This window comes from Pseudonocardia sp. ZF1, from assembly GCF_056835605.1.
Genome location: NZ_JAJNBY010000001.1, coordinates 5,337,522 through 5,355,168 on the forward strand (window position 1 = coordinate 5,337,522; position 17,647 = coordinate 5,355,168).

The 17,647-nt window shown below is 74.3% G+C and carries 14 protein-coding genes and 2 pseudogenes; 5 read left to right on the forward strand and 11 right to left on the reverse strand.

The window, feature by feature from the left end; all coding sequences use genetic code 11:
• Position 1: 1 nt before the first annotated feature.
• Complete coding sequence (locus tag ZF1_RS25670) at positions 2 to 1,378, reverse strand: ATP-dependent 6-phosphofructokinase (protein WP_224401228.1); 1,377 nt, start codon at positions 1,376 to 1,378, stop codon at positions 2 to 4.
• Positions 1,379 to 1,680: 302 nt separating this feature from the next.
• Here ZF1_RS25670 and ZF1_RS25675 point away from each other — a divergent pair, with 302 nt between their 5' ends.
• Positions 1,681 to 1,857, forward strand: coding sequence for a hypothetical protein (locus tag ZF1_RS25675; protein WP_168172146.1), 177 nt, complete (start codon positions 1,681 to 1,683; stop codon positions 1,855 to 1,857).
• Here ZF1_RS25675 and ZF1_RS25680 read toward each other — a convergent pair.
• The 8 genes from ZF1_RS25680 to ZF1_RS25715 all read right to left on the reverse strand — a co-directional run bounded on the left by ZF1_RS25680 (position 1,799) and on the right by ZF1_RS25715 (position 11,309).
• Entirely contained in the window at positions 1,799 to 2,359 is a 561-nt protein-coding gene (locus ZF1_RS25680) for a flavin reductase family protein (protein WP_405421184.1), read from the reverse strand. The genes ZF1_RS25675 and ZF1_RS25680 overlap by 59 nt on opposite strands.
• Positions 2,356 to 2,955, reverse strand: a complete 600-nt coding sequence (locus ZF1_RS25685) for a superoxide dismutase (protein WP_482638521.1) — start codon at positions 2,953 to 2,955, stop codon at positions 2,356 to 2,358. Before ZF1_RS25685 ends, ZF1_RS25680 begins: the two co-directional genes overlap by 4 nt.
• 64 nt (positions 2,956 to 3,019) lie before the next feature.
• Positions 3,020 to 3,460 carry a hypothetical protein gene (locus ZF1_RS25690; protein ID WP_020627019.1) on the reverse strand — a complete coding sequence of 147 codons (441 nt, stop codon included), beginning with the start codon at positions 3,458 to 3,460 and terminating at the stop codon, positions 3,020 to 3,022.
• Positions 3,461 to 3,862: 402 nt separating this feature from the next.
• Complete coding sequence (locus ZF1_RS25695; protein ID WP_482638522.1) at positions 3,863 to 5,326, reverse strand: fused MFS/spermidine synthase; 1,464 nt, start codon at positions 5,324 to 5,326, stop codon at positions 3,863 to 3,865.
• A 22-nt stretch (positions 5,327 to 5,348) separates the two neighbouring features.
• Complete coding sequence (locus tag ZF1_RS25700; protein WP_208821624.1) at positions 5,349 to 6,368, reverse strand: NADP-dependent oxidoreductase; 1,020 nt, start codon at positions 6,366 to 6,368, stop codon at positions 5,349 to 5,351.
• Between the two features lie 92 nt (positions 6,369 to 6,460).
• On the reverse strand, positions 6,461 to 7,621 hold the full coding sequence (locus tag ZF1_RS25705) for an acyl-CoA dehydrogenase family protein (protein WP_350663677.1): 1,161 nt from the start codon (positions 7,619 to 7,621) through the stop codon (positions 6,461 to 6,463).
• Entirely contained in the window at positions 7,618 to 9,702 is a 2,085-nt protein-coding gene (locus ZF1_RS25710) for an acetyl/propionyl/methylcrotonyl-CoA carboxylase subunit alpha (RefSeq protein WP_482638523.1), read from the reverse strand. Before ZF1_RS25710 ends, ZF1_RS25705 begins: the two co-directional genes overlap by 4 nt.
• A gap of 8 nt (positions 9,703 to 9,710) precedes the next feature.
• A complete protein-coding gene (locus tag ZF1_RS25715; protein WP_482638524.1) occupies positions 9,711 to 11,309 on the reverse strand; it encodes a carboxyl transferase domain-containing protein in 1,599 nt (532 codons plus the stop codon).
• A gap of 102 nt (positions 11,310 to 11,411) precedes the next feature.
• On the opposite strand from ZF1_RS25715, the gene ZF1_RS25720 reads away from it, so the two are divergent.
• Both ZF1_RS25720 and ZF1_RS25725 read left to right on the forward strand, forming a co-directional pair.
• Positions 11,412 to 12,101 carry a response regulator transcription factor gene (locus tag ZF1_RS25720; RefSeq protein ID WP_073576792.1) on the forward strand — a complete coding sequence of 230 codons (690 nt, stop codon included), beginning with the start codon at positions 11,412 to 11,414 and terminating at the stop codon, positions 12,099 to 12,101.
• Between the two features lie 354 nt (positions 12,102 to 12,455).
• Positions 12,456 to 12,734, forward strand: a pseudogene (locus tag ZF1_RS25725) (pentapeptide repeat-containing protein); the annotation flags it as partial.
• 285 nt (positions 12,735 to 13,019) lie between these two features.
• On the opposite strand, the pseudogene ZF1_RS25730 reads toward ZF1_RS25725, so the two are convergent.
• A pseudogene (locus tag ZF1_RS25730) lies at positions 13,020 to 14,495 on the reverse strand (HAMP domain-containing sensor histidine kinase); the annotation flags it as partial.
• A gap of 96 nt (positions 14,496 to 14,591) precedes the next feature.
• Here ZF1_RS25730 and ZF1_RS25735 point away from each other — a divergent pair.
• On the forward strand, positions 14,592 to 15,215 hold the full coding sequence (locus ZF1_RS25735; RefSeq protein WP_208821612.1) for an SACE_7040 family transcriptional regulator: 624 nt from the start codon (positions 14,592 to 14,594) through the stop codon (positions 15,213 to 15,215).
• Between the two features lie 22 nt (positions 15,216 to 15,237).
• Here the strand turns inward: ZF1_RS25735 and ZF1_RS25740 are convergent, their stop codons facing one another.
• Positions 15,238 to 17,169 (reverse strand): heavy metal translocating P-type ATPase, encoded by a 1,932-nt coding sequence (locus tag ZF1_RS25740; protein WP_482638525.1) that lies wholly within the window; start codon positions 17,167 to 17,169, stop codon positions 15,238 to 15,240.
• Positions 17,170 to 17,268: 99 nt separating this feature from the next.
• Here ZF1_RS25740 and ZF1_RS25745 point away from each other — a divergent pair, with 99 nt between their 5' ends.
• Positions 17,269 to 17,589, forward strand: coding sequence for an ArsR/SmtB family transcription factor (locus ZF1_RS25745; protein ID WP_062398503.1), 321 nt, complete (start codon positions 17,269 to 17,271; stop codon positions 17,587 to 17,589).
• Positions 17,590 to 17,647 lie beyond the last annotated feature (58 nt).

Consider the following 17,647-nt stretch of genomic DNA (forward strand, 5'->3'; position numbering starts at 1 on the left):
GTCAGGTGTGCGGGGCCCGGGTCGGTGCTCCGGAGTCCTCGCCGAAGCGCCACGGCTGCCCGGTCGACTCCAGCACGGCCATCCACAGGTCGCCGTGCGGGTCGACCTGGTTGCGACGGCTGACGGCCAGGCTCATCGGGATGTGCACGAACCGGCGCCGCACCCGTCCGACCACCATCGCGGTGCGCCCGGACATGGCGGCGTGCACCGCGGCCTGGGACAGCCGGACGGTGTAGACGCTGTCGTAGGGGTTCGCGGGGACGCTGCGGATGATGTAGCTCGGGTCGACGTAGCGGACGGTGGTCTCCATCCCGGCGTCGGCGAAGGAGTCGGCGATGCGCTCCTTGAGCCAGGGGCCGACGTCGGAGAGCTTCGCGTTGCCGGAGGCGTCGGTGCGCCCGACCGGCGGCAGCATCTCCTGCCCCGCCCCCTCCGCGACGACGACGACCGCGTGCCCGCGCTGGGACACCCGTCGTCGCAGGTGGTTCAGCAGACCGGTCTCGCCGTCCAGCTCGAAGGGCACCTCGGGGATCAGGACGGCGTCGGCGTCGGACCGCACGAGCGAGGCGTAGCAGGCGATGAAGCCGGAGTGCCGGCCCATCAGCTTGACCAGGCCGACGCCGCCGGGGGTGGACTTGGCCTCCACCGTGACCGACCGGATGGCCTCGCTGGCCTGGGAGAACGCCGTCTGGAAGCCGAAGGACTGGTCGATGAACGGGATGTCGTTGTCGATCGTCTTCGGGATCCCGACGACGGCGATCCGCAGCCCCCGCTCCCCCACCACCCTGGCGATCTCCATCGCGCCGCGCATGGTGCCGTCGCCGCCGATCACGAACAGCACGTTGAGGTGCATCTGCTCGAGGCAGTCGACGATCTCCTCGGGGTCCTGCGGGCCGCGCGAGGTGCCGAGGAAGGTGCCGCCGTCGACCGGGATGTCGCGCACCGACTCCGGGCTCAGCTCGACGACGTCGTGGCCGTAGGAGGAGACGAAGCCGCGGTAGCCGTTGCGGAAGCCGACGACCCGGCGCACGCCGTAGTGGTAGGTCAGGGTGCGGACCAGGCCGGAGATGACGTCGTTGAGCCCCGGGCACAGTCCGCCGCAGGTGACGATCCCGGCGCGGGTCTTCGACGGGTCGAAGTAGATCTGCCGGCGCGGCCCGCACGGCTCCAGGCCCGGCAGCTCCTCCGGTTCGACGCCGCGGGCGCGGATCCCGGCGGCGGTGTCGTCGAGCAGGACCCGGTCACCGGCGTCGACGTAGTGCTCGGTGGTGCGGCGGGCGTCGAGCAGCGGCGCCAGCGGCGAGGTGATGCGGGCCGGGCCGAGCGTGTCGATGGCCAGGTCCCCGGGCGTGATGCTGCTGTACTCCGAGGTGGTCACGCGCACACTCCGTCTGGATCGATTCGCCCGGGGGCCGGGCGATCATCGTGACGCACACCGGGCGAATCGTCGATCCGACCCCCCGGGGACGACGCCGCGGGGCCACCCGCGGGTGCGCCGGGTCCCGCCGATCGGACCATCGTCGTCGCCGGTGCGTCACCGGCCGGCCCGCGGACCGCCCCGCGTCCCCGCGGTGTGCATCGCCGGACGTCACCGATTTCGCCCACCCTGTCGCACACGCGCTGTGAACGAAACGAGCACCCGGGGTGAACGCCGCAGGTCGCGTAGGGCAATATTCGTCCATGCGGAGCATCGACCCCCGTCACACCTGGTCCACCGGATTCGCCCGCACCATCGCCGAGGAGCTGCGCCACGGCGTCGCGACCGGCGCGGTCACCTGGAGCGAGGCCGACGAGCTGCTCAACCGTCTGCGTACGGTGATCGACCAGGCGCTGGACGTGCATCCGCAGCCACTGTGACCGCGTCCTCGTCCTCGACGGGGACGCCGCGGTAGGCCCGTCCGACCCACACCAGGGGTCGGCCGCGACGGCGCAGCCCGAGCAGCTCGACGACCTCGGCCGCGACCAGCAGCGACGCGCCGACCTCGGTGACCGACAGGACCCGGCAGCGCAGCGCGGTGCCCACGTCGACCAGCCACGGCTCCCCGGTCGGCAGGGCCATCCACCGGACACCGGCTCCGAACCGTTCCGCGCCCGGGACCGCGAACGCCGTCGCGAGACCGGTGTCGGTGTCGTCGAGCAGGTGCACGACGACCGTCCCGCCCCCGGCGAGCGCACCGGCCAGCCGCGAGTCACGGGCGGTCGAGAACGACACCGCGGGCGGGTCCACCCCGACCGAGGCGACCGACGACGCCGTCATCCCGACCGGCCCGTCGGGCCCGGTCGCGGTGAGCACGGCGACTCCGGCGGGGTGCCCACGGAACGCCGCCCGCAGGCCCCCGGCCGGATCGGCGACCGTCACGCCCGCGCCCGGGCGAACCGCTCGGCGGCGTCGGCCCAGTCGACGACGTTCCACCAGGCCTTGACGTAGTCGGGCTTGACGTTCTTGTACTGCAGGTAGAAGGCGTGCTCCCACATGTCGAGCAGGACGATGGGGGTCTGGCCGGCGGGGAGCTGGGACTGCTGGTCGTAGAGCTGGTGGATGAGCAGGCGGTCGCCGAGCCGGTCGTGGCCGAGGACGGCCCAGCCGGAGCCCTGGATGGTGGTGGCGGCGGCGGTGAAGTGGGCCTGGAAGCCGTCGAAGGAGCCGAAGTCGGCGTCGATGGCGGCGGCGAGGTCGCCGGTGGGCTTGTCGCCGCCGTCGGGGGAGAGGTTGTTCCAGAAGGCGGAGTGGTTGACGTGGCCGCCGAGGTTGAACGCGAGGGTCTTCTCGAGTCCGACGATGGCGCCGAAGTCGTTCTTGTCGCGGGCGTCGGCGAGCTTGTCGAGGGTGGTGTTGAGGCCCTGGACGTAGGTGTTGTGGTGCTTGGAGTGGTGCAGCTCCATGATCTCGGGCGCGATGTGCGGGGCGAGCGCGGAGTAGTCGTAGGGCAGGTCCGGAAGCGTGTAGTCGGCCATGCCCGCAGCCTGATAGCTGAACCGGACTTCAGGTCAAGTGTGACGGCGGCCGCACGGCCCGACCTCAGTGGTCGTCGCGCCCGGTGAGCGCGTGCTCCAGCTCGTCGGCGAGGTGGACGACCTGGCGGAACGGGAACTCGAACCCGTCCAGCGCGGCCGGGCCGAGCGGGATCGAGTGCCGGAACACCACGACGCCCTCCTCCGCGGCCAGCCCACCGACCACCGACGGCCCCGCGAGCTCCAGGGCGCGGCCGAGGTCGACCTCGCCGAGCCGCGCGACCGGGGACTCGATCTGCACCCACTCCTGGTCCGGGTCGGCGACCGCGGCCGCCGCGTCGGTGACCTCGACGCCGGGGCGGCCCGCACCCTCCCGCACCCGCTTCACGACGACGAGCTGGTCCCGGTCCTCGGTCGTCGGCAGCCGGAACCGCAGCTCGTCCGCACCCTGGCGGACGATCTCGTACCGGACCACGACGTAGGCCTTCAGGTCCTCCCAGGTCGCCACGCCCGTCTCCCCCTCGATCGTCCGACGGGGCCCACCGGACCCCGTCGCCGACCCTAGCGTGATCCGGACCCCGCGCGGCCGGGCCTCACCTCCCGATGAGCCTCGCCTCCCGGTGCCCCGGCCTCCCGCGCGGCTGCTCGGCGACGCCCCGAGTCGTCCGAGCCCGGACCGGTTCCACCGACGAGATGGAGCTGAGGGTCGTCACGGCGGTCTGCGGACCACCCCGGGCTGCATCTCGACGAACGGGCCGGCAGGCCGACGATTCGTCCGTGCTCGGATCACCGGCGCCGAGATGCAGCTGAGCGGGCGCTGGAGATCCACAAGTCCCGCTGAGCTGCATCTCGGCGCAGCGGGACGCCGAGCTGGGCGGGGCACGGCACCCCGGGGCGCGGAGGGGGCGTCCTATCCCGCCAGCCCGGTGGTGATCAGCTGGTCCACCGGGGCGCGGTCGTCGGTCAGGACCGGGGCCCCCGCGGTGAACGCGGCGGTGCGGGCCGGGTCGAGGACCGTGCCGGCCGGCTCGGAACGGGCGACGGCGGCACCGAGGGCGGCCGGGTCGAGCGGCCGGTCCGAGGCGACGACCACGACGTTCCCGCCCCCGCCGGGGGCGAACTCGTCGGGGCGGGCGAGGAGCATCGTCGTCGCGAACCGGGACTCGACGGTCGCGGTGGCGGCCTTCACCAGGTCGAGCGGGTACCGGTCGATCACGTTGAGGACGTAGAGCCCGCCCGGGCGCAGCACCCGCGCCACCTCGTCGAGGAACTCCGCGGTGGACAGGTGCCAGGGCACCGAGCGGGCGCCGAAGGCATCGCCGACGACCAGGTCGGCGGAGTCGTCGGGCAGCGCGGCGAGGTTCACCCGGGCGTCGCCGGTGCGCACGGTGGTGCCGGGGATCCCGCCCGCGTCCAGGGAGCGGACGCCGAGGTCGATCACGCCCTGGTCCAGCTCCAGCACGGTCGAGGTGCTGCCGGGGCGGGTCGCGGCGAGCCAGCGCGGCATGGTCAGCGCGCCGCCGCCGATGTGCACCGCGTCGACCGGGCGCCCCTGTCCGAACGCGGTGTCGACGGCCGCGGCGAACCGCTTCGTGTAGGCGAACTCCAGGTGCGCGGGGTCGCCGAGGCGGACGTAGGAGTGGCGCAGGTCGTCGAGCACCAGATAACGACCGGCCGGGTCCGCGGGGTCGGTCCGGACGGCGGCGCAGTAGTAGGTGGTGTCGGCGTCGCAACGCCCCGGCAGCGCGACGAGCGCGACGGCCAGCAGCAGTGCCGCGGCACCACCCTTCGCGATGTCCGAGCGCCGGCGCCGGGGCGCCAGGACGAGCCCGAGCACGAGGCAGGCGGCCGCGGTGACCAGCAGGATCGCGCTCACCGGCAGCAGCGCGACCAGCACGAACCCGGTGAGGAAGGTCCCGGCGAGCGACCCGAGGGTGCCTGCCGCGGACAGCCCGCCGACGACCTCGCCGGAGCGGTCCAGCCCGGTCAGCCGGGCCTTGGTGACGGCCGGGGTGACCGCGGCGAGCGCCGTCACCGAGACCAGGGTGGACGCGGCGACGAGCACCACGGCGGCGTACGGCCCGGCCCCGAGCAGCGGCCCGAGCAGCCGGACCACCGGCCGCACGGCCAGCGTGCCCAGCCCGCCGACGACCATCATCAGCGCGGCGACCGCCACCGGGTCGCGCTCGTCGGCCCACCGCCCACCCAGCGAGGCGCCCGCCGCGATCCCGGCGAGGGCCACCCCGATCACGGCGGTGGTCGACTCGAGCGTCAGTCCGACGTAGGGCGCGACGAGCCGGGTCGCGAGGGTCTCGACGACGAGGATCGCCGCCCCCGAGACGACGACGGCGGTCCGGGCCATGGCGGGGCGCACCCCGCCATGGTGCACGCCGGGGTCAGGCCCGGTTCAGCCGGAGCACGAGCTTGCCGGTGTTCTCGCCGCGGAAGAGCTTGAGGAAGACCTCCGGGAAGTCCGCGACGGTGCCGTCGACGACGTCCTCACGGCTGCGCAGGCGGCCCTCGGCGAGCCAGCCGGCGAGCTCCGTGCCCGCCTCGCCCCAGCGGGGGAGGTAGTCGCCGACCAGGAAACCCTCCATGCGGGCCCGGTTGACCAGCAGGTTCATGTAGTTCTTCGGGCCGGTCATGCCGCCCTCGGCGTTGTACTGGCTGATCGCGCCGCAGATGACGACGCGGGCGTGCATCGCGAGCCTGCCGAGCACGGCGTCGAGGATGTCCCCGCCGACGTTGTCGAAGTACACGTCGACGCCCTCGGGGGCGAGCTCCTTCAGGCGCTGCGACACGTTCTCGGAGCGGTAGTCGATCGCGGCGTCGAACCCGAGCTCGCCGGTGATCCACGCACACTTCTCGGGGCCGCCCGCGATGCCGACGACCCGGGCGCCCTTGACCTTCGCGAGCTGCCCGACCACCGACCCGACGGCCCCGGCCGCACCGGAGACGACGACCGTGTCGCCCTCCTTCAGCGCACCGACGTCGAACAGCCCGAAGTAGGCGGTCATGCCGGTCATGCCGAGCAGCGCGAGGTAGCGCTCCGGCGGCACGTCCGCGGTCGGGGAGACCTTCTGCAGGCCGCGGCCGTCGCTCTCCACGTACTCCTGCACGCCGAGCACACCGGTGACGGTGTCGCCGACGGCGAAGTCCGTGTTCCTGGAGGCGACGACCTCACCGAGGCCGAGCGCGCGCATCACCTCGCCGATCCCGACCGGGGGCGCGTACGAACGCCCCTCGTTCATCCAGCCGCGCATCGCCGGGTCCAGCGAGATGTGGCTGACCCGGACGACGATGCGGCCCTCGCCGGGCTCGGGCACCGGCTCGGTGGTGTGCTCCCACACCTCCGGGCCGGGGGTGCCCTGCGGGCGTGCGGCGAGCCGTACCTGGTGGTTGACCTCGTTGCTCATGACACCGGTCTACCCCCGTCACGCGCGCGGCACCGCATCACGGTCGTCACGCGCGTGACGGGAATGTCGTTCGGGGACCGAACGGATCGTCGCTACAGGCCCAGGTGCCGCGCGATCAGCATCTTCTGCACCTCGGAGGTGCCCTCGCCGACCTCGAGGATCTTGGCGTCGCGGTAGAACCGCCCGACCGGGTACTCGTTCATGAAGCCGTAGCCGCCGAAGATCTGGGTGGCGTCGCGCGCGTTGTCCATCGCGGCGTTCGACGAGACGAGCTTGGCGATCGCCGCCTCCTTCTTGAACGGCTCCCCCGCGACGAGCAGCCGCGCGGCGTGCTGCCAGGCCAGCCGGGCGGTGTGCGCGCGGGCCTCCATGTCGGCGATCTTGAACTGGATCGCCTGGTAGGAGCCGATGGTGTTCCCGAACGCCTCGCGCTCACCGGCGTAGCGGACGGACTCGTCGACGCAGCCCTGGGCCAGCCCGGTCGCCAGCGCCGCGATCGCGACCCGACCCTCGTCGAGGATGGACAGGAACTGGGCGTAGCCGCGGCCGCGCTCGCCGAGCAGGTTCGCCTCGGGGACGCGGACGTCGTCGAAGAAGAGCTCGCGGGTGTCGGAGCAGTTCCAGCCGACCTTGGAGTACTTCTCGCTCACCGTGAACCCGGGCGTGCCCGCCGGGACGAGGATCGCCGAGATCTCCTTGCGGCCGTCGGGCTTCTCGCCGGTGACGGCGGTGACGGTGACGACCGAGGTGATGTCGGTGCCGGAGTTGGTGATGAAGCACTTCGACCCGTTGATCACCCACTCGTCGCCGTCGAGGCGGGCGGTGGTGCGGGTGGCGCCGGCGTCGGAGCCACCGCCGGGCTCGGTGAGGCCGAACGCGCCGAGCGTGCGGCCCGCGGCCAGGTCGGGCAGCCAGCGCGCCTTCTGCTCGTCGGTGCCGAAGCGCAGGATCGGCATGGCACCGAGCCCGACGCCGGCCTCCACGGTGATCGCGACCGAGGAGTCGACCCGGGCGAGCTCCTCCAGGGCCAGGCAGAGGGCGTGGTAGTCGCCGCCCATGCCGCCGTAGGACTCGGGGACGGGGAGGCCGAACAGGCCCATCTCGCCCATCTTGGCGGTGATGTCGTAGGGGAACTCCTCGCGGATGTAGAGGTCGCCGATGACCGGCGCGACCTCCTTGCGGGCGAACTCCTCGACCGAGGCGCGCAGCGCCTCGTACTCCTCGGCGGTGGTGGCGTCCTGGGCGGTGGTCATGCCTGCTCCTCCTGGGTGGCGGGCTCGACCACGAGCAGCACCGCGTCCTTCGCGACGGTGGCTCCGGCCCGGGCCCTCAGCTCGCGCACCGTCCCGTCGACGGGGGCGGTGAGCACGTGTTCCATCTTCATGGCCTCGACGACGACCAGCTTCTGACCTGCGACGACGGCGTCCCCGTCGGCGACCTCGACGACGGTCACCGTCCCCGGCATCGGCGAGACGACCGGCCCGCCCGCACCGCCGGCGGCCGCGGCGGCCTCCGTCGGCGCCTGCTCGCGCACGCCCCAGGCGTGCCCGTCACGGCCGATCCAGACGACCCCGTCGGCACCCTCGGCGACGGCGAACCGGCGGGTGCGGCCGTCCTGGGTGTGCTCCACGACCCCCGGTGCGACGGCGGCGGTGCGGCAGCGGGCGGCGGCCGCGGCGGGTGTCGCCGACGCCGGGACGGCGGTGTCCCCCGCGTCCCCGTCCGCGGTTCCATCGGCGGCGGGCAGCGCCAGGTCGAACCCGGCCGCCCGGCCGCGGGCCCGAACCTCGACGGCGCCGTCGGCGCCACCGGTGACCAGGCGGCTCACCGTCCAGGCGGGCTCCCCGACCCGCCAGCCACCGGGGACGTCGAAGGGGTCCACCACGGGCCCGGCCGGCTCCCGGCGCAGCAGCCCGAGACCCGCGACCGCACCGAGGACGTCGGCGGGCACCGTGTCGTCGACGAGCGCGGCGCCGCGCCGGGCGATCAGCCCGGTGTCGAGGTCACCGGCGCGGACGTCGTCGTCGGCGAGCAGGGCCCGGAGGAACCCGATGTTGGAGTCGATCCCGAGCAGTACCGTGTCGCGGAGCGCGGCGTCGAGCCGGCGCAGCGCCTCGTCGCGGGTCGCGCCGTGGGCGATGACCTTGGCCAGCATCGGGTCGTAGTCGGACCCGACGACGGTGCCGGTCTCGATCCCGGCGTCGACCCGCACCCCGGGCGGCGGCGTCCAGTCCAGCACCGGCCCGCCGGAGGGGAGGAAGGTGAGCGCGTCGCCGGACACGGCGGTGGCCTCGGCGTACACGCGGGCCTCCATCGCGTGCCCGGTGAGCACCACGTCGTCCTGGGTGATCGGCAGCGGCTCCCCCGCGGCGACGCGCAGCTGCAGCTCGACCAGGTCCAGGCCGGTGACCTCCTCGGTGACCGGGTGCTCGACCTGCAGGCGGGTGTTCATCTCGAGGAAGAAGAACTCGTCGGGACGGTCCGAGCTCACGATGAACTCGACGGTCCCGGCGCCGGTGTAACCGACGCTGCGGGCGGCCTCGCAGGCGGCGCGGCCCATCTCGTCGCGCTGCGCGGGGGTGAGCAGAGCCGACGGCGCCTCCTCGATGATCTTCTGGTGGCGGCGCTGCAGCGAGCACTCGCGCTCGCCGAGGTGCACGACGGCGCCGTGCGCGTCGGCCATCACCTGGATCTCGATGTGCCGCGGCGTGGTGACCAGCCGCTCGACGAGCAGGGTGTCGTCGCCGAAGGAGCCGCGGGCCTCGCGGCGCGCACCGGCGATCGCGTCGGCCAGCTGCTCCGGTGAGTGCACCTCGCGCATGCCCTTGCCCCCGCCGCCCGCGGACGGCTTGAGCAGCACCGGGTAGCCGATGTCGGCGACGACGGAGGCCAGGTCGTCGTCGGTGAGGCCGGAGCCGTCGGAGCCGGGCACGACCGGGACCCCGGCCTTGGCGACGGTCTGCTTGGCGCGGATCTTGTCGCCCATCGCCTCGATCGCCGACGACGGCGGCCCGACGAAGGCGATCCCCGCCTGTTCGCAGGCGGCGGCGAACGCGGTGTTCTCGGACAGGAAGCCGTAGCCGGGGTGGATCGCCTGCGCACCGGTCGCCCGGGCGGCGGCGATCACGTTCTCCACCGACAGGTAGGACTCGCCGGCGGCGGCCGGGCCGATCCGGACGGCCTCGTCGGCGGCGCGGACGTGCGGGGCCGCGGCGTCGGCGTCGGAGTACACGGCGACCGACCGGACGCCCAGCGAGCGCAGGGTGCGGATGACGCGGACCGCGATCTCGCCGCGGTTCGCGACCAGGACGGTGTCGAACAGTGCCGATCCCATGGGGGCCCTCACATCCGGAAGACGCCGAAGGCCGGGTCGGCCAGGGGCGCGTTGGCGGCGACGGACAGGGACAGCCCGAGGACGGTGCGGGTGTCGGCGGGGTCGATGACGCCGTCGTCCCACAGCCGGGCGGTGGAGTAGAGGGGGTGTCCCTGCTCCTCGTACTGGGCGCGGATCGCGTCCGGGTCGGCGTTGCCGACGGTGCCGAGCACGGTGGCCGCCTGCTCGCCGCCCATGACCGAGATGCGGGCATTGGGCCACATGAACAGGAACCGGGGCGAGTACGCCCGCCCGCACATGGCGTAGTTGCCGGCGCCGAAGGAGCCGCCGATGACGACGGTCAGCTTCGGTACCCGGGTGGAGGCGACGGCGGTGACCATCTTCGCGCCGTTGCGGGCGATGCCGCCCGCCTCGTACTCGCGGCCGACCATGAACCCGGAGATGTTCTGCAGGAACACCAGCGGGATGCCGCGCTGGTCGCACAGCTCGACGAAGTGCGCGCCCTTGGTCGCGGACTCGGAGAACAGGATCCCGTTGTTGGCGACGATCCCGACCGGGTGGCCGTGGATCCGGGCGAACCCGGTGACCAGGGTGGTGCCGTACTCGGACTTGAACTCGGCGAACCGCGAGCCGTCGACGACGCGGGCGATGACCTCACGCACGTCGTAGGGGGTGCGGGTGTCGGTGGGCACCGCGGCGTAGAGCCCGGCGGGGTCGACGGCGGGCTCCTCGGTGGGGCGCACCTCCCACGGCCGCGGGGCACGCGGGCCGAGCGTCGCGACGATCGCGCGGACCCGGGCGAGCGCATCGGCGTCGTCGACGGCGAGGTGGTCGGTGACGCCGGAGACCTTCGCGTGCAGGTCCCCGCCGCCCAGCTCCTCGGCGGTGACGACCTCGCCGGTCGCGGCCTTCACCAGCGGCGGGCCGCCCAGGAAGATCGTGCCCTGGTTGCGGACGATGACGGCCTCGTCGCTCATCGCGGGGACGTAGGCGCCACCCGCGGTGCAGGAGCCGAGGACGGCGGCGATCTGCGGGATGCCCTGCCCGGACATCTGCGCCTGGTTGTAGAAGATCCGACCGAAGTGCTCGCGGTCGGGGAACACGTCGTCCTGCTCGGGCAGGTACGCGCCCCCGGAGTCCACCAGGTACACACACGGCAGCCGGTTGTGCAGCGCCACCTCCTGCGCGCGCAGGTGCTTCTTGACCGTCATCGGGTAGTAGGTGCCGCCCTTGACCGTCGCGTCGTTGGCCACGACCACGACCTCCCGGCCGGCGACCCGCCCGACCCCGGTGATCATCCCGGCGCCGGGGGCCTGGTCGTCGTACATGCCGTTCGCGGCCAGCGGGGACAGCTCCAGGAACGGCGACGACGGGTCCACCAGCGCATCCACCCGGTCGCGCGGCAGCAGCTTCCCGCGCTCGACGTGCCGGGCCCGCGAACGCTCCGGCCCGCCGAGCCGGGTCCGCTCCAGCCGGTCGCGCAGGTCGGCGACCAGGGCGCGGTGCGCGGCGTCGTTCTCCGCGGCGCGCGGCTCGGCCGGGTCCACCGCCGTGCCGAGCCGCGGGGCCTCCGGGGCCGGCGCGGGTGGGGCCTGCGGTGCCGTCATCGGTCCTCCCGGGGAACGCTGCCTGTTAATGACCGTTAACAGGTTAGCGGTTGTTAACACGTGGCGTCCAGAGCGGGCATCCCGCGGACTACGCTGGGGTGCGTGCGCCTGCTGCTGGTCGAGGACGAGAAGCCGCTCGCCGAGTTGGTCCGCCGCGGCCTCGCCGGGGAGGGGCACGAGGTGGAGGTCGCACACGACGGGCCCACCGGGCTGCAGCTCGCGCTGACCGGCCGGCACGACGTGGTCATCCTCGACATCATGCTGCCGGGCCTGTCGGGTTACCGGATCCTGCAGCACCTGCGCGACCGCGGCGTGTGGACGCCGGTGCTCATGCTGACCGCCAAGGACGGCGAGTACGACGAGGCCGACGCCTTCGACCTCGGCGCGGACGACTACCTGACCAAGCCGTTCTCGTTCGTCGTGCTGCAGGCGCGGCTGCGTGCGCTGCTGCGCCGGGCCGGGGAGGCCGCACCGACCGTGCTGCGGGTCGGGGACCTCAGCCTCGACCCGGGCACGCACCGGGTGCACCGCGGCGAGACCGAGATCCCGCTGACCCCGCGCGAGTTCGGCGTGCTCGAGCACCTGATGCAGAACACCGGGCAGGTCGTGACCAAGACCGACATCCTGCGCTCGGTCTGGGACGCCCACTACGACGGCGAGGTCAACGTCGTCGAGGTCTACGTCGGCTACCTCCGCCGCAAGATCGACGCACCGTTCGGGACGCACAGCATCGAGACGCTGCGCGGCGTCGGCTACCGGATGTCCGAGCCCGCGCCCGCGCCGCCCCGCTGACCCGCGGGGACCTGCTCAGCGACGACGGTCGAACGGCCGCCGCGGCGACGGCGCCCCGACCGGCTCCCGCTCGGCCCGGGCGGGCTCGCGCCCGGCGTCCCGGGTGTCGCGGGACGTCTCCCGGCTGGCGACGGCGGTGCCGCCACGTCCCCGCTGCCCACGCGGCGTGACGACCGGCAACGGCCGGGTGGCGTTCTCGTCGAACGGGCTACCGACGGTGTTCGGCCGGATCGGCAGCGGCCCGGTCGGCGGGTCGAGGCGACTGTGGGCGGGTGGTGCGGACACGTCGTCCTCCGGGTCGGGCGGGGTCGTCACCGGACCGCTGTCCGGGGTCCGACCGTCCGTGCCCGAGCCGTGGGTGACGGCCGTGTCACCGGGCGTGCGTATCATGCCATCCGGAGCGGCGGTCCCGCGTGCCGACGCGCCCGCCCCCACGGGACCCGCCGACACCGGGCGGGCCGGGGCCTCGGGAGCGACCGCGGAGCCCATGACCGGGCGGACCGGAGCGGTGCCGCCCGACGCCGTGCCGTTCTGCGCCGTACCGTCCTGCGCCGTGCCGTTCTGCGCCGTGCCGTTCTGCGCCGCGCCGTCCTGCGCCGTGCCGTTCTGCGCCGCGCCGTCCTGCGCCGTGCCGTTCTGCGCCGTGCCGTTCTGCGCCGTGCCGTTCTGCGCCGTGCCGTGCTCCGGTGTCCCCTGGTCGGCGCCGCCCTGCCCCAGCCACGCGGCCGGGCCGAGGTCGGCGGGCTCCTCGGCCCGCGCCCACGGCGACCGTGTGGTCACCCGCGGGATCGGACCGGAGGGCCGGTCGTCGCACAGCTCCGCGGCCGGCTCGCCGTCGAGCCCGGCCCCGGCGTGGTCGGCGTCCACCGGTCCGGGGGTCTCCTCCTCGGGCAGCGGTGCCGTCACGGCGGGCACGGTGACCCGGAACCGGGCCCCGCCCAGCTCGGGCGACGAGGTCGCCTCGACGGTCCCGCCGTGCGCCGCGACCAGCTCGGCGACGATCGCCAGGCCGAGCCCGGAGCCACCGTCGCCGCGGGAGCGGGCCTCGTCGAGCCGCACGAAGCGCTCGAAGACCCGGGCGCGGTCGGCCTCGGGGACGCCGTTGCCGTCGTCGTCGACCTCGATCACCGCGAGGTCGCCCTCGGCGCGGACCGACACCGCGACCGTCGACGACGCGTGCCGCTTGGCGTTGTCGACCAGGTTGCGCAGCACCCGGACGAGCTGCCCGCGGTCGCCGACCACCCGGACGGGCTCACTGGTCACCCGGACCGCGACGGCGGTCTCGGCCGACGGACGCTCCCGCTCGGCGTCGGCGATCTCGTCGAGGTCGACCTCCTCGCGGCGCGGCGCGATGCCGCGCTCGTCGGCACGGGCGAGGAACAGCAGGTTCTCGACCAGGCCGGTCAGCCGGGAGGCCTCCCCGCGCAGGACGTCGACGGTGGCCCGGTCCGCGGACGCCTCCGGCATGCCCGCGCCGAGCAGCTCCAGACCGGTCGACACGGTCGCGAGCGGGCTGCGCAGCTCGTGGCTGGCGTCGGCGACGAAGCGGCGCTGGGTCGCCTGGGAGGACTCGATCCGCCCGAGCATCTGGTTCATGGTGCGAGCGAGACGGCCGACCTCGTCGCGGGCGACCGGCTCGTCGACGCGCTGGGAGAGGTCCTTGTCCCCCATCCCGGCGACCCGGGACCGCATGTCCTCCACCGGACGCAGCGCGCGGCCGGCGAACAGGTAGGTGAAGCCGCCCGCGACCAGTACCAGCAGCGGGACCCCGCCCGTGACGAGCCAGGTGACGAGGTCGACGGCGCGGTGCATCTGGTCGGTCGGCTGCGCGGAGTAGATGGTGATCGGCCGGTCGAAGGCCCGCACGCCGAGCCCGACGACCATCATGTTCTCGGTCTCGAGCGGGCCGGGCTCCGGCTCCGGGCCGCCCGCGTCGTGGAAGGTGACCGGCACGTCCATCTGGGAGCGCGTCTCGTGCGGGGCGAGGACCCAGTCCACCAGCTTCGGCTGCCCGTCCAGCGGCTCCGACGAGGCGAACACCTCGATGTTGCGACCCTCGCCGTTCGACCCGACCCGGTCGTCCGGCGCTCCGGTCCGGTCGCTCCAGGCCGTGACGACCTGCACCAGGTCGGTGCGGCGGGCGGTGGTCACCACCGCGTTCTCCTTGGCCGGGTCGCCGGGGCGGTAGTCGGCGAAGTTGGCCTGGATGCGCTCGGCCACCTGCTGGGCGTTGGCCAGGAGCGCCTCCTCGGTGTTGCGCTTCAGCTGGCTCTCCAGGACCAGCACCAGCGACACACCGGCGACGACGAGCACCATCGCGACCGCCGTCGCCGCCGCGAGGGCGGACGCGGCGCGCACGCCGAGACGCTCGCGCATCCGGCGCAGGGTCCTCATCACGCTCACGAGGGTATCGCCGCCGACCTGTGCGGAGCCTGAGACGGACCGCACGGCGCGTTAACAACCGTTAACCGACGACGCTACGATCGTCCGATGGTCGCAGCAGGCCCCTCCCCCGCGGACGGCGCGGGCGCGCGCACGGAGGCCCCGTCGCGGCGCGAGCAGATCCTCACCGAGGCGGCCCGGCTGTTCGCCCGGCACGGCTTCCACGGGGTGAGCATCGCCGACCTGGGCGCCGCGGTCGGCGTCAGCGGCCCCGCCCTCTACCGGCACTTCCCCGGCAAGGAGGCGCTGCTCGCCGAGCTGCTCATCGACATCTCCGAGCGCCTGCTCGACGGCGGCCGCGCCCGCGTGCACCACGACGACCCCCGTGCCGCGCTGGCCGACCTCGTCGACTTCCACGTCGCGTTCGCGACCCGCGAGCCGGAGCTGATCGTCGTGCAGGACCGGGACCTGGCGAACCTGCCCGAGGAGCCGCGCCGCACCGTGCGGCGGCTGCAGCGCACCTACGTCGAGCTGTGGGTGGACACACTGCGCCGGGCGCACCCCGACGTCGCCCCGGCCGAGGCCCGCACCGTCGCCCACGGGGTGTTCGGCCTGCTCAACTCCACGCCGTACGCACCGCGGGCCGAGCAGCCGTCCCCGCGCGGGGCGGACGCCCGGGCCGCGGTGCTGCGCCGGATGGCGCTGGCCGCGCTGGCGGTCGCCCCGGCCTGAGCAGCACCGGCCGGAGCACCCGTCAGGCCCCGACGGGCTCCCGTTCGGGATCCACGGCGACCGGCGCGACGGCGGCCCGGGCCCGCCGGTCCTCCCGGCGCGCGACGACGAGCAGCCGCAGCCCGTTCAGGCACACCAGCACCGTGGACAGCTCGTGCCCGGCGACGCCGACGACCAGCGGCAACGTCCCGATCAGGTCCCACCCGACCAGGACCACGATCACCGTGGCGGCGAAGGCCAGGTTCGCCCGCGCGATCCGCCGAGCCCGCCGGGCCAGCACGACCAGCGGGGCCAGCGAGCCGAGCGGGTCACGGGTGAGCACGCCGTCGGCGGCCTCCAGGGACAGCGCCCCCGCCCCCTCGGAGACCACGAGGCCGACGTCGGCCGACGCGAGCAGCGGCGCGTCGTTGATGCCGTCGCCCGCGGCGAGTACCCGGCGGCCCCGGGCCTGCTCGGCGCGGACGACCTCGACCTTGCCGTCGGGCAGCAGCCCGGCCCGCACCCGGGTCAGGCCGAGCCGGTCGGCGAGCACCCGGGCCGGGCGCTCGGCGTCGCCGGTGAGGACCTGCGGGTCGCCGCCGACCTCGTGGCGCAGCGCGGCCAGCGCGGTCGCGGCACCCGGACGCGGCTCGTCGGACAGCCCGACCACCCCAGCGGGCTCGCCGTCCACCAGCACGACGACGGCGGTCCGCCCCGCCTCCTGCAGCGCGGCGACCCCGGGGACCTCCACGTCACCGGCGAGCTCCGGGCGCCCGACGGCGACGGTCCGCCCGCCGACGACCGCCCGCACACCCTCGCCCGGGACCGCGGTGAACCCCTCGGCGTGGGGCAGGTGCAGGCCGCGCTCCAGGGCGTGCGCGCGCACCGCCCGGCCCAGTACGTGCTCGCTGCCGGCCTCGGCGGCCCCGGCCAGGGCGAGCAGCTCGTCGGCGCGACGGGACCCGATCGGGGTCACCGACACCACCTGCGGGCGGCCGGAGGTCAGCGTGCCGGTCTTGTCGAGCACCACGGTGTCGACCTCGGCGAGCGCCTCCAGCACGGTGACGTCCTTGACCAGGGTCCCGCGCCGGCCGGACACCGCGACCGCGGCGAGCAGCGGCGGCATCGTCGCGAGCACGATCGCGCACGGCGAGGCCACGATCATGAAGACGATCGCGCGCAGCAGCGTCTCGGTGAACGGGGCGCCGAGCAGCAGCGGCACCGCGAGCAGCAGCACCGTCCCCGCGACGACCAGCACCGAGTAGCGCTGCTCGACGCGCTCGATGAACAGCTGGCGGCCCGCCTTGGTCTCGGCGGCCCGCTCGACCTGCGCGGCGACCCCCGCGACGACGGTGTCCGCGGCGTCGCGCGAGACCCGGACCCGCAGCACGCCGGTGCCGTTCACGGTGCCCGCGAGCACCGCGTCGCCCGGACCGGTGCGGGCCGGGACCGGCTCACCGGTCAGCGCGGAGGTGTCGACCTCCGACACCCCGTCGAGCACGGCGCCGTCCCCGGGGACCCGCTCCCCCGGCCGCACCACGACCACCTGCCCCGCGGCCAGCTGCGCCGCCGGGACGGTGCGCTCGGTGCCGTCGTCGGCGACGACGGTCGCGGTCTCGGGGGCGAGGTCGAGCAGCGCGTCGATGCTGGCCCGGGTGCGGGCGGTCATGACCGACTCCAGCGCCCCGGACGTCGCGAAGATGACGATGAGCAGGCCGCCGTCGAACCACTGCCCGATGGCGGCCGCGGCCACCGCGGCGACGATCATCAGCAGGTCGACGTCGAGCCGCTTCTCCCCGAGCGCACGCAGGCCCTCGAGCGCGGGCTCCCAGCCGCCGAGGACGTAGCAGGCCAGGTACAGGCCGACGACCACCGCGGACGGCGCGCCGAGCAGGTCGGCCCCGAGCGCCGCCAGGAAGGCCAGCAGGGAGGCCCCGGCCCAGCGGACCTCGAGCAGGGTCAGAGCGGATCGCATGCGTGAGACCGTACCTGCGCATGCACGAAGATACGCAGTCAGCCATCCACATGGTGTGACGGTGGACCATCCGCGCAGTCACGCAGGTATCCTCGCGTCGTGCACGAGTCCATCCACGGCTTCGCGATGCCGCCCGAGGACGAGGTTCGCCGGGTGGCGGACGCGATGCGCATGCTCTCCGACCCGACCCGGGTCAAGATCCTCTGGGCGCTGCTGCAGGGCGAGTCCTCGGTGGCCTGCCTCGCCGACCTGGTCGGCGCCGCCCCCACCGCGGTGAGCCAGCACCTGTCGAAGCTGCGACTGTCGGGCCTGGTCGAGAACCGGCGCGAGGGGACCTACGTGTACTACACCGTGGAGGACGCGACCGTCCGCGCCGTGCTGGAGCGGATGCTCGGGCAGGGCACGGTCGTCGACGGGTAGGTCCGCGGTGGGGCGGGTACGCGGATCGGGAGGACGCAACCGATCTTCCCGGAGGAGT

Bases quoted from the DNA above. Each gene is read 5' to 3' on its own strand.
- ZF1_RS25675 (WP_168172146.1), top strand. From the start codon at position 1,681: ATGCGGAGCATCGACCCCCGTCACACCTGGTCCACCGGATTCGCCCGC.
- ZF1_RS25685 (WP_482638521.1), bottom strand. From the start codon at position 2,955: ATGGCCGACTACACGCTTCCGGACCTGCCCTACGACTACTCCGCGCTC.
- ZF1_RS25700 (WP_208821624.1), bottom strand. From the start codon at position 6,368: ATGAGCAACGAGGTCAACCACCAGGTACGGCTCGCCGCACGCCCGCAG.
- ZF1_RS25705 (WP_350663677.1), bottom strand. From the start codon at position 7,621: ATGACCACCGCCCAGGACGCCACCACCGCCGAGGAGTACGAGGCGCTG.
- ZF1_RS25710 (WP_482638523.1), bottom strand. From the start codon at position 9,702: ATGGGATCGGCACTGTTCGACACCGTCCTGGTCGCGAACCGCGGCGAG.
- ZF1_RS25715 (WP_482638524.1), bottom strand. From the start codon at position 11,309: ATGACGGCACCGCAGGCCCCACCCGCGCCGGCCCCGGAGGCCCCGCGG.
- ZF1_RS25735 (WP_208821612.1), top strand. From the start codon at position 14,592: ATGGTCGCAGCAGGCCCCTCCCCCGCGGACGGCGCGGGCGCGCGCACG.
- ZF1_RS25740 (WP_482638525.1), bottom strand. From the start codon at position 17,169: ATGCGATCCGCTCTGACCCTGCTCGAGGTCCGCTGGGCCGGGGCCTCC.